Source organism: Vibrio sp. TRT 2004 (assembly GCF_050113735.1).
Taxonomy (GTDB): domain Bacteria; phylum Pseudomonadota; class Gammaproteobacteria; order Enterobacterales; family Vibrionaceae; genus Vibrio.
This window is the reverse complement of the sequence record NZ_JBNJOH010000030.1, coordinates 1-12,868: the sequence shown is the minus strand read 5'-3', so window position 1 is coordinate 12,868 and position 12,868 is coordinate 1. Positions and strand designations below refer to the sequence as shown.

Annotated in this window: 16 protein-coding genes; 9 read left to right on the top strand and 7 right to left on the bottom strand. The window is 40.7% G+C overall.

Annotation, left to right across the window (positions count from 1 at the left end):
• The first annotated feature begins 26 nt into the window (after positions 1 to 26).
• From ACQEXR_RS12900 to ACQEXR_RS12885, 4 genes are all read left to right on the top strand, one after another.
• Positions 27 to 173, top strand: coding sequence for a YoaH family protein (locus ACQEXR_RS12900; protein WP_006880120.1), 147 nt, complete (start codon positions 27 to 29; stop codon positions 171 to 173).
• Positions 174 to 699: 526 nt separating this feature from the next.
• A complete protein-coding gene (locus tag ACQEXR_RS12895; protein WP_138971501.1) occupies positions 700 to 1,110 on the top strand; it encodes a hypothetical protein in 411 nt (136 codons plus the stop codon).
• A 141-nt stretch (positions 1,111 to 1,251) separates the two neighbouring features.
• Positions 1,252 to 1,665, top strand: a complete 414-nt coding sequence (locus tag ACQEXR_RS12890; RefSeq protein ID WP_427020470.1) for a hypothetical protein — start codon at positions 1,252 to 1,254, stop codon at positions 1,663 to 1,665.
• 147 nt (positions 1,666 to 1,812) lie between these two features.
• A complete protein-coding gene (locus tag ACQEXR_RS12885; RefSeq protein ID WP_427020469.1) occupies positions 1,813 to 2,178 on the top strand; it encodes a regulator in 366 nt (121 codons plus the stop codon).
• 40 nt (positions 2,179 to 2,218) lie between these two features.
• On the opposite strand, the gene ACQEXR_RS12880 is transcribed toward ACQEXR_RS12885, so the two are convergent.
• A complete protein-coding gene (locus ACQEXR_RS12880) occupies positions 2,219 to 3,289 on the bottom strand; it encodes a GTP pyrophosphokinase (RefSeq protein ID WP_427020468.1) in 1,071 nt (356 codons plus the stop codon).
• Positions 3,290 to 3,828: 539 nt separating this feature from the next.
• Between ACQEXR_RS12880 and ACQEXR_RS12875 the strand changes: the two genes are divergently transcribed.
• From ACQEXR_RS12875 to ACQEXR_RS12855, 5 genes are all read left to right on the top strand, one after another.
• The gene (locus tag ACQEXR_RS12875) at positions 3,829 to 4,347 is read left to right on the top strand and encodes an Hcp family type VI secretion system effector (protein ID WP_427020467.1); all 519 of its coding nucleotides are present in this window, start codon (positions 3,829 to 3,831) and stop codon (positions 4,345 to 4,347) included.
• Entirely contained in the window at positions 4,347 to 4,682 is a 336-nt protein-coding gene (locus ACQEXR_RS12870) for a hypothetical protein (RefSeq protein ID WP_427020466.1), read from the top strand. Before ACQEXR_RS12875 ends, ACQEXR_RS12870 begins: the two co-directional genes overlap by 1 nt.
• A 7-nt stretch (positions 4,683 to 4,689) precedes the next feature.
• Positions 4,690 to 5,190: a hypothetical protein gene (locus ACQEXR_RS12865; RefSeq protein WP_138971496.1), complete on the top strand. Its 501-nt coding sequence runs from the start codon at positions 4,690 to 4,692 to the stop codon at positions 5,188 to 5,190.
• A 207-nt stretch (positions 5,191 to 5,397) separates the two neighbouring features.
• A complete protein-coding gene (locus ACQEXR_RS12860) occupies positions 5,398 to 5,652 on the top strand; it encodes a type II toxin-antitoxin system Phd/YefM family antitoxin (RefSeq protein ID WP_138971495.1) in 255 nt (84 codons plus the stop codon).
• On the top strand, positions 5,645 to 5,914 hold the full coding sequence (locus tag ACQEXR_RS12855) for a Txe/YoeB family addiction module toxin (protein ID WP_138971494.1): 270 nt from the start codon (positions 5,645 to 5,647) through the stop codon (positions 5,912 to 5,914). Before ACQEXR_RS12860 ends, ACQEXR_RS12855 begins: the two co-directional genes overlap by 8 nt.
• Here the strand turns inward: ACQEXR_RS12855 and ACQEXR_RS12850 are convergent.
• The 6 genes from ACQEXR_RS12850 to ACQEXR_RS12825 all read right to left on the bottom strand — a co-directional run bounded on the left by ACQEXR_RS12850 (position 5,828) and on the right by ACQEXR_RS12825 (position 12,731).
• Entirely contained in the window at positions 5,828 to 6,343 is a 516-nt protein-coding gene (locus ACQEXR_RS12850) for a helix-turn-helix domain-containing protein (protein WP_427020465.1), read from the bottom strand. The two genes, ACQEXR_RS12855 and ACQEXR_RS12850, sit on opposite strands and share 87 nt — an antisense overlap.
• Before the next feature lie 579 nt (positions 6,344 to 6,922).
• Complete coding sequence (locus ACQEXR_RS12845; RefSeq protein ID WP_427020464.1) at positions 6,923 to 8,125, bottom strand: AAA family ATPase; 1,203 nt, start codon at positions 8,123 to 8,125, stop codon at positions 6,923 to 6,925.
• Positions 8,126 to 8,291: 166 nt separating this feature from the next.
• The gene (locus ACQEXR_RS12840; RefSeq protein WP_427020463.1) at positions 8,292 to 9,209 is read right to left on the bottom strand and encodes a reverse transcriptase family protein; all 918 of its coding nucleotides are present in this window, start codon (positions 9,207 to 9,209) and stop codon (positions 8,292 to 8,294) included.
• A gap of 785 nt (positions 9,210 to 9,994) precedes the next feature.
• Positions 9,995 to 11,416, bottom strand: coding sequence for a zonular occludens toxin domain-containing protein (locus ACQEXR_RS12835; protein ID WP_427020462.1), 1,422 nt, complete (start codon positions 11,414 to 11,416; stop codon positions 9,995 to 9,997).
• Between the two features lie 2 nt (positions 11,417 to 11,418).
• Positions 11,419 to 11,763 carry a DUF2523 family protein gene (locus ACQEXR_RS12830; protein ID WP_427020461.1) on the bottom strand — a complete coding sequence of 115 codons (345 nt, stop codon included), beginning with the start codon at positions 11,761 to 11,763 and terminating at the stop codon, positions 11,419 to 11,421.
• An 8-nt stretch (positions 11,764 to 11,771) separates the two neighbouring features.
• Entirely contained in the window at positions 11,772 to 12,731 is a 960-nt protein-coding gene (locus ACQEXR_RS12825) for a hypothetical protein (RefSeq protein WP_427020460.1), read from the bottom strand.
• Between the last annotated feature and the right edge of the window lie 137 nt (positions 12,732 to 12,868).

Genomic DNA, 12,868 nt, shown 5'->3' with positions numbered 1-12,868 from the left:
CTCCTAAAATATCAGGAGCCTTTTTTATGTTTGACGATTTGCCACCACTGACACACGAACAACAACAAAAAGCAGTCGAAGAAATTCAAAAACTAATGGCAGAGGGCATGAGTACAGCACAAGCGATTAAAGTTGTCGCTGAACAGATTCGAGAAAAAGCTGCCAAACAGTAATCGACGAGAAAATACTAAACATTATAAAGAGAGCAGGGAACTGCTCTTTTTTTATACCTGTTGAACCAATGCGCACTATAACTAAATCTTCATACCAACAAACAATAACAAAAATCCTCCAGTCCAACGTACGTAGCTCCATCAACTGCCAAACCATAGATTCTGTAAGTTACTGAAAGTCTACTTGATAAAGGCTGGTGATTATCAATTATTTAATTATTTCAATAACTTAGCGTGGTATTTTGTGCTATTGGCGATTGCCAATAAACATGGTTTGTAATTAAATTACATAAATAAAAGTGCAGTGTGCAAGCGCTTACTGTCACCCAGTGTATTGTTCTGTCGGGTTGCGGCGTAACGATTCCCGTATCGTAATTTCATGGTATCGATATATGCTGTTTGTTTACTGAAGTTTGGTGTTGTGGTTTGAAAGTACTGAAAAAACGTCACACTAGTTGATGAATTGGATTCCATTTTGTGATGTCTCTGATAGGCTTAGAAATATAGTGAATCACAGGAACACATAATGAACCTACGAACTAAATTCAGCCTAGCCGCTGTTTTTTTGGCGATAACTGCCTCGCCAGTAATCGCGAAACAACAAGACGTTATCGCAGAGTCTATTGCTTTGCCCACGCTAGAGGTGGCGAAGCAAAAGCAACTTTCTTTGACCCTTCGAGGAGTAGAGTGCGGCAGCAGTGAGTATTTCGTCGATAATGAGAGTGTTAGTATTCTTGCGAATGGAACGCCCTTGGAGTTTGCAAGAACTTGTCATGGCGATATTCTGAGGTTTACGCCCGTTAGCCGCAGCGAAAACGATCTATTCGTCGAAATACTGCTTTCAAATCGCAATTTAAACCTACGTTATATGGCCGGCGCGCGCTCATATGCATACAACGATTGGCAATTAGCGCCGGTTAAGCAAGCCCTAAAATAGTGACGCCGTAACAAATTTGATGGGGTATTAGGGGTTAATTACCTTTTCTGGTTAATCCCTAGTACATCGGATGTGACATGTAAGTTACGGTGTAACCATGCATAGTAAGGCTAACAATCGGTAAATGATATACATCGAAAGGTGATTGCTGACATAGCTTTTGAACAATGGTTAGAGTCTCAGGGAAAAGAAAACCGCACGAATAACCCATATCCGGTCAACGATTGGCTGCTTTCTCTACCACGAGAAAAACAAGCTAGTGTTGTGGTTTATTTATATAGCTTGGCAGAGTCTAGATGTCTGGATTCTGAACGAGATAAGCTTATCGATACTCTTGAAAGCGAAAATGAACAACACGCTTTAACTATGTTGAAAAAAGAAGGTTGGTTGAATATCCCTGTTTACGGAGAGCTAGCCACAAGCAAACAAGATAAAGCGCTAATTAAATTGACCGAAGACGATAAGAAAGCACTGACTCAACTTACTGAGCAACACTATTTGCCTTTTAACGGCATAGGTATGGGAGAATTACTCTTCAAGTTCAGGCATGACTAAACGACAAGCCCACATACGTGGGCTTTTTGTGCGTCACAAAAATGCACCCACAAGCTCAATGCGTATTGTGTGCCCTTATGTTCAATGGAACTGGTATCACATTAATTTATGAATTATTAAACTCTTGCAGTTTAGCGAGAGTAAATCATGAAGTATCACGAAATGACCAAAAACTATATTTTTCGTGAATTTGAATGTGGCCTGACTGTTGAACAGACTGCTGATCTTTGTTTCAAAAGTGTGAGAACGGTCAAGAAATGGGATCAAGGAAAGGATATACCAAGAGAATGTAAAAGGCTGATGAGAATGTATAAACGCCTAGAACTCTCAAAAAATTCAGATTGGGAGGGATTTGCAATTAAGGGGGGGATGATGGAACTACCAACAGGGCAGCTAGTAAAGCCACAAGAAATAATAACGGGTATATGCCTGTTAGAAATAAAATCAGAGTTAGAAATTAAAACCTGTTCGAAGTTGCTCAAATACGCTCGTATTATAACTAAAAGAATGTGATACCAAGGCTCCGATAGGAGCCTTGGTAACGAGATAAATGTTAATGCGGAGGATAGTAAGGTATCCCATACGTTTGTTCTATGTGTTCTATGTCTACGCCATGGCGTTCGAGATATTCCTTAGAGCGTTCACGAAGCCCGATTTCATCGGGGTGGCACCATGAAGTCCAACGACTTGACGGAAGCATAGCTTCAGAAAAATATCTATCTGTATCAGCAATTATCATCACATTGCGCAAAATACCAAGCTCATAAAAATATTCTTCATTTTCGACTTCACTTGCGCTAATACGTAAATACTCGTCGGTGTCTTCAGGAATCATATCACTTAACTTCTCTAAGCAAGTGATTCCAAACCTTTCTAACTCAGCAATACCTGTACCTCTGACGTCAGGGTAGTACTCCAAAGATAATTCCTCAATGACTCCGGCGAATCGTGATTTAAGCAATGACGCTACAGCGGCTGAAGATATTTCTGTATCTAGTTTACCCTGAACTACACTATCAGCTATCTCGTCTATTTCATTTGAGATTGAATTGAACTCTCTATCTGCGAGTTCAAGAACACCTGAAAGCAATTTAAAGCGGCGAGTTAGTTGGGTATCAAGCTTACCAGAGAACTTATAATTTCGGTCGTGCTCAATTTCAGCCCAAGCGTGCTGTAGAATTGTTCTTATTTGAATCTCGAAACACTTATCTACGTATTGCTTGTATTCCGGTAACTGTAATCGATCTGCTTTTAGCTTGGCTATGTAGTGTACGGACTTGTATCCGACTTTATCTATACCAAGTGCCTCTGATTTATTCGAACTATTTTGATGGTCTATATCAAATAACTCTTCAATCACTTGGGTTACAGCTTTCACTTCATCTTCCACATAGGTGATAACGCGTATCCCGGCGTAATCTTGCAGATCGGTAGGTTGTTCGTATTTATCGTCACTAGCTTTTTTACGCGCACTTTCTATATCTTTAACTCTAGATGTGACCATGTGGTAGCTAATGCCTTTAGCTTCAAATAACTCTATTAATACTGATTCAACCTTTTCTGATAGCCTCTTATATACAGGTCTATTGTGAATGTACCATTCCGTAAAATCTTTAACGTTCATCTAGCCAACTCGTTTTGTTAACAACTTTTATACTCGAAAAATGCAAATAAACACATTGAACCAGTTACTTACATGCCGTCCAGTATACCGTTAGAGATGGTTGTATGGCACGTTAATTATTGAAATAGTGTGTAAAGCGACTAAGACTTTCACCCCGTATTACTATACGGGGTTGACTCGCTAACGCTCAAACACTGGCGCACTGCGTTTGCGGAACGTAGGGAAGGGTAATCAATCTCGACACTCGATTGATTCTCTGCAAGCGATAGGAACGCCAACACTGCTATGCTCGCTGCTCAGTCTTCGCGACTGCGCATAGCGTGTTTGGCTTCTCTGGGTTGCAGTGGCATTGAGCGCCACTGGTGCGGTTAGTCTCTGCGAGGCTGGATTCTAGCAGTGATGGAGTGTTTTTGTGACATCAGCGAGTGAGATATTGTATCACAGTGATATGCGTTCATTAACACCAAGCCCTGACTTGAAGTGAATACAAGCGATTTGATAGGCTCGATGGACGTATACAACCGTTTGGATATTTAACGATGCCACAACCTTGTTACTTAACCATAATAGGAACCAATCAAGGGTTAATTACCCGAAACGCTGGTTCACACGATTCTGTAGGCGATGGGGCGGTCGAACCTCACCAACACGAAATATTAGTTCAAAGTATTGGACATCTGATTCTTACCCCCACAGACCGACAAAGTGGTCAACCTAGTGGACAGCGTGTTCATGGTCCATTAAAAGTGACTTGTGAAATCACGAGCGCTTTACCACTGCTGTACAATGCACTTTGCCAAGGTGAGACCATAGAATCGGTCTCCTTAGACTGGTATCGAATGTCATTGAGTGGGAGACAGGAACGTTTTTTCACGACATCATTAACAAACGCTCGTCTTAGTGAAATTCAAGTGCTTTTGCCTGATTCCAGAGAGGATAAAGCAAGCAATATCAACCAATTCGTAAACCTGTTTTTCAACTACCGCAAAATAGAGTGGGCGCACCATATGGCGAGTACTTATGGCGTAGACGACTGGCGGAAACCTGTAGAGGCTTGATGATGATAAATATTGCACAGTGTGAAATGGATCCAGACCGTTTATCTGTATCGGGTATTAAAGCGGTAGAAGAGATTATCGATACGGTAGAAAGCGCGAACCTGTTAGCGAAAGTGATCGCCGTGATCCCGTTTTTTGATATTTTTCTAAAAGGTCAACCTCATGAAAAGCTGACGAACGTTGCAACGTATGATTGGGAGGGATTTGCTACGGTAATGACTTCTATAAGCAATATAAACCGAATGAAAATCTACAACATATCAACGTCCCAGTGGCTAAAATCTCAAGGTAAAGAACAAGAGTTTTGGAGGTGTGTCAGTGAAGCTACTAGGTAACATACTGATGAGTGTAAGCATTTTACTATCATGTAATGTTAGTGCAGAAAAACTATACACTGATATAGCTGGCTATGGACAATTATCAGATATTGCTCAATCTGCCGTTCGAGACTTTGATGATAAAGTCGGTTTTTGCTTAGAAGAAACTCGAAACAATAATCCGTTTCCTGTCAGTAAATGGCTTATTGGATTGCCACAAGACAAGCAAGGAAGTGTGTTGATGTATTTGTCTAATATGGCGATGTTCAATTGCTCTGAAGACGCTCGAAATAAATTAGAGTGGATGTTGAAGCAGCAAGGAGAAACCCAGTTTTTAGCAATGATTCAAGAACAAGGTTGGTTATCTCCACCGGTTTATGGTGAGTTTGTGAGTCCTGAAGATAGAAAACACATTCAATTGAGTGTCGATGACGAAGCTGATTTGAAGAAGTTGATAGAACGGCATTATCAACCATTCGATGTAATTCAAACTAAGTTAGCGTTAGACTTGCTGAAAGAAAGATAGCCCACATACGTGGGCTTTTTTGTGCGTCACATTCAACGCACATTACAACTGAAAATACTTACAAATTGATGTTTTCTGGGGAGTGGGATAGTTACTTTAGACTTATGGGGTTTTAAGCATACTGATAACTTCTAGATGTACTTTAAAGTGTACATGTCTAACGTGTAGGTTTATACTTGTTCTGTTAACTGTACATGTGGAGGTGCTATGAGAGTTGTCTCTTTTACTGAGGCTAGAAATGGTCTTAAAGCCGTGCTGGATGGTGTCGTGAACGACGCTGACACCACGGTCATCACGCGTCGTGATGCTGAAGATGCCGTTGTGATGTCTTTAGACTATTACAACAGTCTGATGGAAACCGTGCATTTGCTGCGTTCACCGCAAAATGCAGAGCATTTGAATCGTTCTATCGCACAGTATCGAGCGGGGAAAACAACCCAGCGAGATCTGATCGATGAGTAGTGAGCGCCGTTTATTGGCGTGGACCGATGAAGCCTGGGGGGATTATGTGTATTGGCAAGGCCAAGACAAGAAAACCCTCAAGCGCATCAACAAGCTCATTACCGATGTGAAACGCTCTCCGTTTGAAGGTATTGGTAAACCAGAGCCGTTAAAAGAGAACTTATCTGGATTCTGGTCACGCAGAATTGATGATACCAACCGACTGGTTTATGTCGTCGATGAACAAGCCATAACGATTATTTCGTGCCGTTACCATTATTGAGCCATCAATTTGGATCAGTTCACCTAAGCAGTCTCGGCGATAACGAGGTTGATAGATTCGAGGTTTTCGCTTTGAATGTGGAACCCAAAGACCATCAGCGATCATCCATTGACGCAGAGTCTCTTTAGATACAGCGAGGTTGTGTTGTTCTGAGAGTTTCTCTAGAGCGAGCGTTGGTGAGAAATCAGAATAGATCTTTAGTATTTCAGCTTTAAAATCTTCAGAGTAACGCCGGTTACTAGGACGACCACGAGCAGCGTGTGCGAGACTTTGAGCTCCTAAAGTGGAGAATCGATTGAGTAAGCGCCGGATATGACGAGCAGACACATTTAGAATAACTGCAGCATCAACTTGACGTAATCGCTTTTCACGGACGTCAGATAAAACCTTAAATCGATAAATATCTTTTTCACTCATCGTAATCAACATCGGTTAAAGCCTCAAAAGCAAACATATTGTTAATCTTAGGAGGACATTTTAAAGTGGCTAAAACCGGACATTACTAAATTGCTCTAACAACCTTAGTGCGTATTATGTGCACTTATGTTCAATGGAACTGGTATCACAACAATTTATGAATTAATAAACTCTTGCGTTTTAGCGAGAGTAAATCATGAAGTATCACGAAATGACCAAAAACTATATTTTTCGTGAATTTGAATGCGGGCTAACCGTGGAACAGACTGCTGAACTTTGTTTCAAAAGTGTGAGAACAGTCAAACAATGGGACAAGGGTTACGATATTCCGAAAGAATGTAAGAGGCTTATGCGTAACCAGAGTCGATTGGAGCTCTCTCATGATGAAGAATGGCAAGGTTTCAGAATGAACAGAGGAAGGTTAGAGCTCCCTACAGGACAACAAGTATCTCCTCAGCAGATACTTGCGGGGATTGGATTGCTAGAAATAAACTCCGTTCTGGAAATCAAAACGTCCACTAGGCTCGTAAAGCTAGCTCGGGCAATTAGCGATATAAAATGCAAGTGATGTTTTACTACTAAACAATAAATTTAATAACACAAAAATGAAGTGACTTTTTCTTCTAAATCGTTTAGCTCTTTTTCGTAAAATAGTTCGAGGTACATATATATGTCCTCGATACTCAAGAGTTGTTTTCCGTCATGCAATTTTGTTAATTTCCATACTAGGTTCTTAGCTCTTTTAGCCCGTTTTTTTCCGTCGATTTCTATACCTTTAGGTAGGTAAGTACAGCCATTTTCGTATCGGTCTAATACTTCCATTTCTATATTGGAGAATGGAAGGAATAAGATATTTTCACAACCTTCGTGATACTTCTCTTCTTTCTGGTCTCCATCCAACACAGCAAGAACATCACTATTAGGCGCTAGAAAGTGTGATTTCGAATTTCTCACCAATAGGTCTACTACTTGAGAACCGCCACCTATATATATTATTTGATAGTTGAAAAAAGTACCTTCGGATTTGTCTAATATGTAATTAAGATATTTTTCTAGTTGTTTGTCTTCGGTTAATAGATACCTATCATACCCAGTGAATCGATACAGAACACTTTTAATGAAGTTATATGAGCGGTTTTCAATTGATATCTTTCGGCTATCATCATCCCTCTCTATATAATATAACTCATCCGGCTCAACCGTTTTCATTAAAGCTAAGCTATGTGTGGTAAATACGATATTTAATCCATCATTTTCACAAATTTCTCGAAGTACTTTTAGTAAATTTACTTGTGCAGTCGAGTCTAGTGAAATATCTATTTCATCGATATAGATAATTTTCTTTCCACTTTTTATATGTCGATAAAGATTGATTACGAAATACTCTCCAGAGCTCAAGTAGTCTTCTCTAATATAAAATCTATCTTTTGAGTCTCGGAGTATGAAATAGTACTTGTGTTTTCCTATCGCTACTTCTTTAAGGTTTTTAAAGCGCTCGTCACTATATACGTTATTTAAAAAAGATATTAAATCAGTAGGCTCTTGATACTCACCTAATGATATGTCACTTCTGATTTTTTCATCTAGAGAGACTAACTTTGAAAACTGGCTGAATCTATCACCGTGTGGGATGGGTAGCTCTACCAGAAATAGGTCTTTTATTTCGTCAGGAATAACCTCTTTAGAATCAAGAGTATTAAGCTTAGCATTGTAACTGTATACGTAAGACTTGCCATCAAAGGAATACTCGATAAAACTGGTTTCGTCGAATATGTAAGGTGCGGCAGTTTCCACAAAAGTATTGCTCAAGTAAATGTTTCTTATACTTCGGAGTATTGTAGTTTTTCCCGCGCTATTTTTGCCTACCAGACACATCAACTTGCCCGATGAAGTATCAATGTCCAACTTGAATTCACTTATGTGCTGTACGTTGTTAAGAGTTAAGGTAAATTTCACTTGATCACACCGTTTTTCTTAAAAACATGTCAATTAAAGTGTTTCCATACTTGCGTCTTAACTTGGTTAAATACTTCTTATCCATTGCATTGATACCAATTAGTCGCCCTGATAGAGAAGATGTCCCAATCTCTCTAATCGATTTCTCACCGGATTGATTGAATCTTGGGGCAATATTGTTAACCACGTAATTATCAAATTTATCCAAATCATTAAGATAAAAATGAAGCAATATTTCAGCCTCTTTTTTATCTTTACTTGATATCGTAATCTCATTATTGATTAGGATGTTATACCCAAGTATCTTGAATCTCTCACCTTTTGTATGAACCTTGGTCTTGGCTTTATTAAGAGTGATGTATTTATTAACATTTTCAAAAAGTAGAGTCTGTATATGTTTTGACAATTCATCTATACAGAACTGAGAGTTTGAAGATATCAAAATATCGTCAGAATACCGTGTGTATGTGTATTTTTTTCTTCTACAGAATTCATTCAATGCATAATCAAAGTCTCTTAAACATATATTGCTAAGCATAGGCGACGTTGAGAATCCAATAGGTAGTTTGTCATCTATAACAAGTAGGTTAAACAAAAAATCCACATAGTTATTGATGTCCGATATCGGGACATTGGCTAATTGCCTAGCTAATGAATTTTTAACGTTGTTCGCTGATATACTTCCAAAAAAATTGTAGATATCCGTCTGAAAAAAATACTGGTTTTTGGAATGAACTTCGACGGCATCTCTTGCAGATTTGCCCTTAATATATGAATAAACTACTTCTCTATTGTAATCTGCGTAGTCTAAAATGCTGGTATTGATAAACCTTTGAATTTTCTTTAACTTATCGCTAGGCGAGTAGACTTCTCTCTTCTTGAACATAGAAATACTGTATTCATCACAGATATTAATGCTCATGAAATCTTCGAAAGTGAGCTTATTATGGAAAGTTGACTTAAAAACTTCCTCGAGAGTTCTTCGACTTTTAATATAACTCAAGAACAATGACCCTAACGTGTTAACTTTGTGCGAAAATGTAGCATTATTTCAGGTGTTTATCTAGATACATCGAACACGTATTCGCTATTTGAAGAGTATATTGGTGTAACCTAGAGTTGCTGCTGTGTTGGTTTTTAGATTATTGGGTTGTAGGTAGAATTAGAAGGTTACAATCTCACCCAGTTCTAGTTTTAGAAAAGGGTGAGGGTAACATGACTCATGGCCTGTAGGGACCTCGCCTATTGACCGGAGATACTCCTAGTCGCGTGGTATAGTTCTATTCTAAGGTCTCTTTGCTACAAATCAAGTGATATGTTGCTACAACTTGTTTCAAACTAGGACTTTCACCCCGTATTACTATACGGGGTTGACTCGCTAACGCTCAAACACTGGCGCACTGCGTTTGCGGAACGTAGGGAAGGGTAATCAATCTCGACACTCGATTGATTCTCTGCAAGCGATAGGAACGCCAACACTGCTATGCTCGCTGCTCAGTCTTCGCGACTGCGCATAGCGTGTTTGGCTTCTCTGGGTTGCAGTGGCATTGAGCGCCACTGGTGCGGTTAGTCTCTGCGAGGCTGGGTTCTAGCAGTGCTGAGGTGTTTTTGTGGTTTCAGTTGGGGGAGCTGCGCTGCGCTTGTTATCGCTCAGTTGAGTCAGTCAACCCCCGAACTTTATCGAGTGAGCTTATCCCTGCGGGGCAGTTAAGCCTGGTCACTGTTTTTGGCTAGGTTGAAAATATCCACTTCCTGTAGTTTCTGGCTTCTATCAAATGATCCTATATCGTTTGTCTTTTTAGGCTCACCAAGTGGGGGACACGTCAGCATACTGACCACGTCATCAAGTTTTACCTGAATAACGCAATCATCGAAGTGAACAAATTCATAACCATAACTCACCAGAATAGGCGAGTTAATGTAATACTCACCTTCGTCTTTATCGATACGAAAGCGGTAGTTAGTCAGCGTTAGGCCGTCGTCCATACGTTGTTTGATCACACTCGTTAAGTAAACCGACCTAGCTCCGTTAAATATCGGGAAATGCTGATAAAACGGATTTACAGCATCAGAAACAACTTGAGCACTATTTTGACTGCTACCACGGCCAGAAGCCACGCGAGCAGAACCTTGCGAGGTGTTTTTGTTTTCATCCAAAGCCAAGCTAGTGCCATCCTCAACACGCGAAATATCGGCGTTAACTTTCTCGCTAGTCGCTTCAACAGTATCGTCACTATTGCCAACATAGAGCGCATAAGATTCCCTCACAAAATTACCCAAGGCCAGAAGGCCAACCAATATGACCAGAATGAATTTTGGTGACTTCAAAATCGTCACATCTGCTTTTGATTCGTTGAAACCGCCTGTACCCGTTGACTTATACAAAGCAAACACCTCGATAGGGATTTTCTTGTTACTACAGGCCGCTAAATCCGTTTTTGTGCTTGGGGCAGTCTTTGATGATTTGGGGCGGTGATTGTAAATCCGAGGCCGACGCTTGCGAAAAAAGGTATCGGTAGACGTATGAGAAAACGCATCCGTCGCACAACCTAACATCCACTTAGGGATTGAAGTGTAATCGGGCGTTAAAAGGACAATGTCCCATTGATACTTGCGGTGACGCATGAACGCACCGTAGTAGTTATCGGGATACAACAAGCGGCCTTTTTCGTCTAATTGCGTCTCTCCGACATCATCCGTATCGCCTTCCTCTAAGCTTGAGGTATCCGCCATTGTCCAACGTTCATAAAACAACTCAGAAAAGCCAGCAGGAAGATGCTCGAGAAAATCCTCAAGGGGACGTTTTAAAGCCTTCTCACGCTTAAAACCAACTTCAGGCGCAAAGATGTCCTGACATTCATCAATCACGACCAGAGAGTTAACAGGCATCCAGTTAAACCAGTTTTGCCAGAGTTCAATGCCTTGTATCTTGCGGCTAAAAATACGAATGAGCCGCGCACTGACTGGAAACTTCTCGCCAAGCAATTGCTCGATAGTCTCTAGTTTTTTTAGCCCTTCAATATTGGTCACGACAACACGACCAGCCCGAAGCGCAGGAAGGATTTCGAACCACACCGCATAAGCCGATTTATACGCACCATTGGAGCCGTGTCTAAAATAAACCGCCATGACTACCACCCCATAATACGAAGCACTAAAGCTGTAGCAAACGCATCAATCACGATTCGTATCGCCTCGACAATGCCTATTGCATGACAGATAGCGCGATACTCAGGGGACAACTGATTAAACGCACCATTGAGCACCGTATACACTTCGTAATCCTGCAAGAGCATGGTCGTGACTTTATAAGCAAGTTCGACGCCTGCGATTTTAAACTCTAGCCAGAGTTTAATCGCCCAGAACCAAGCGTAAGCGAACATATCCATAAAGAAGCTAGGAATACCGAAAAGGAAGTGTTTTAAGTCACTGCCTACGCCTGCAATAAAGTCGAGTATTGAGTAGATATAATCCATTTTTGCCCCTATGAACTACGGCCAGAACTTAGAATAATTACCGCGCCTGCAAGAAGCGCAATAAAGATGATCACCCCTCTGATTAGGTCTAGGTGAGGGTTGATGGTATCGAGAAGATTAAAGCCGACCGACATTGGGCGACCGTGAACATCTAACGACAGGTTAATCCCTTTATAACCACCCCCTTGGAAGTTCATTGAACCCAACTTAATAGGGGATTGACTTAATTTGGTTTCAAGCTCTTTGTTCAGCTCGGCAATTTCAGTCTCAAGAGCAGAAACCCCATCTTTGAAAGGTGTTTCAAAATCGGGAGCATTGGGCGTTGTAAACGATTTTCCAGCATTGAGATAGTGATCTAACAGACGTGATAAATGATTGTTTTGTGAGTAGGTCTGATTGCCGATTGCTGTCTCTATCCGAGGCACTGTATCAGACAGATAACCCACATCCGTAAGCAACGATTGCCAATTCTTTGTATTATCAGAATTAGTTTTACAATCTTCAGCACCTTGAGCGCAGTCTTTGAGAATGTTTATCCCATCGATGAGTTTATCTAACGTTTCTTGAGTCCAAGGCGAATCAGGCTTGGCACGAATGTTTGAAAGGTGACTATCCATGCTGGCAAGTAACGGCTCTATTTTTTGGTAATGGTTTTTGTCTTGCTCCATAACTAAATTGTGCTCGTTGAATCGTGCTGTACTGTTTTTCGACAATTGCTTATTGATTTGGTTATGACCATGACTGAGTTGTGAGGCCAATCCTTGCAAGCCATCAACCGAGAGCGTTTTGACATGAATATAATCTGTTACACCGTCACCAGAATTATCAGGTTTATCGGGTTTATCAGGGTCAGTCGGTGTTTCTGGAGGCGTACCACCGTAAAAAGGGGCATCAGTACAGCTTGCGCCACTGTAAGAAAATTCAGCAGAACAGGTGGTGCTTGGTGTTATCTCCGAATTACTTCCCACATCCACACAAGCGGTAGAGCCTGACAAATTAAGCGTGCATCTCGTCGCATCATAATCGCCATAAAAATGTATGGTCCGCCCCGTTATTGCAACTACAATTTAGTAATAACGGAGTTGGTTTGCGCTAATGTATTCGG

What these genes read in the sequence shown, in the direction of transcription:
- ACQEXR_RS12855 (WP_138971494.1), top strand. Translation starts at nt 5,645, where the DNA reads ATGAGTAGTGAGCGCCGTTTATTGGCGTGGACCGATGAAGCCTGGGGG.
- ACQEXR_RS12850 (WP_427020465.1), bottom strand. Translation starts at nt 6,343, where the DNA reads ATGTTGATTACGATGAGTGAAAAAGATATTTATCGATTTAAGGTTTTA.
- ACQEXR_RS12875 (WP_427020467.1), top strand. Translation starts at nt 3,829, where the DNA reads ATGCCACAACCTTGTTACTTAACCATAATAGGAACCAATCAAGGGTTA.
- ACQEXR_RS12840 (WP_427020463.1), bottom strand. Translation starts at nt 9,209, where the DNA reads ATGAGCATTAATATCTGTGATGAATACAGTATTTCTATGTTCAAGAAG.
- ACQEXR_RS12860 (WP_138971495.1), top strand. Translation starts at nt 5,398, where the DNA reads ATGAGAGTTGTCTCTTTTACTGAGGCTAGAAATGGTCTTAAAGCCGTG.
- ACQEXR_RS12895 (WP_138971501.1), top strand. Translation starts at nt 700, where the DNA reads ATGAACCTACGAACTAAATTCAGCCTAGCCGCTGTTTTTTTGGCGATA.
- ACQEXR_RS12900 (WP_006880120.1), top strand. Translation starts at nt 27, where the DNA reads ATGTTTGACGATTTGCCACCACTGACACACGAACAACAACAAAAAGCA.
- ACQEXR_RS12870 (WP_427020466.1), top strand. Translation starts at nt 4,347, where the DNA reads ATGATGATAAATATTGCACAGTGTGAAATGGATCCAGACCGTTTATCT.
- ACQEXR_RS12885 (WP_427020469.1), top strand. Translation starts at nt 1,813, where the DNA reads ATGAAGTATCACGAAATGACCAAAAACTATATTTTTCGTGAATTTGAA.
- ACQEXR_RS12835 (WP_427020462.1), bottom strand. Translation starts at nt 11,416, where the DNA reads ATGGCGGTTTATTTTAGACACGGCTCCAATGGTGCGTATAAATCGGCT.
- ACQEXR_RS12865 (WP_138971496.1), top strand. Translation starts at nt 4,690, where the DNA reads ATGAGTGTAAGCATTTTACTATCATGTAATGTTAGTGCAGAAAAACTA.
- ACQEXR_RS12880 (WP_427020468.1), bottom strand. Translation starts at nt 3,289, where the DNA reads ATGAACGTTAAAGATTTTACGGAATGGTACATTCACAATAGACCTGTA.
- ACQEXR_RS12830 (WP_427020461.1), bottom strand. Translation starts at nt 11,763, where the DNA reads ATGGATTATATCTACTCAATACTCGACTTTATTGCAGGCGTAGGCAGT.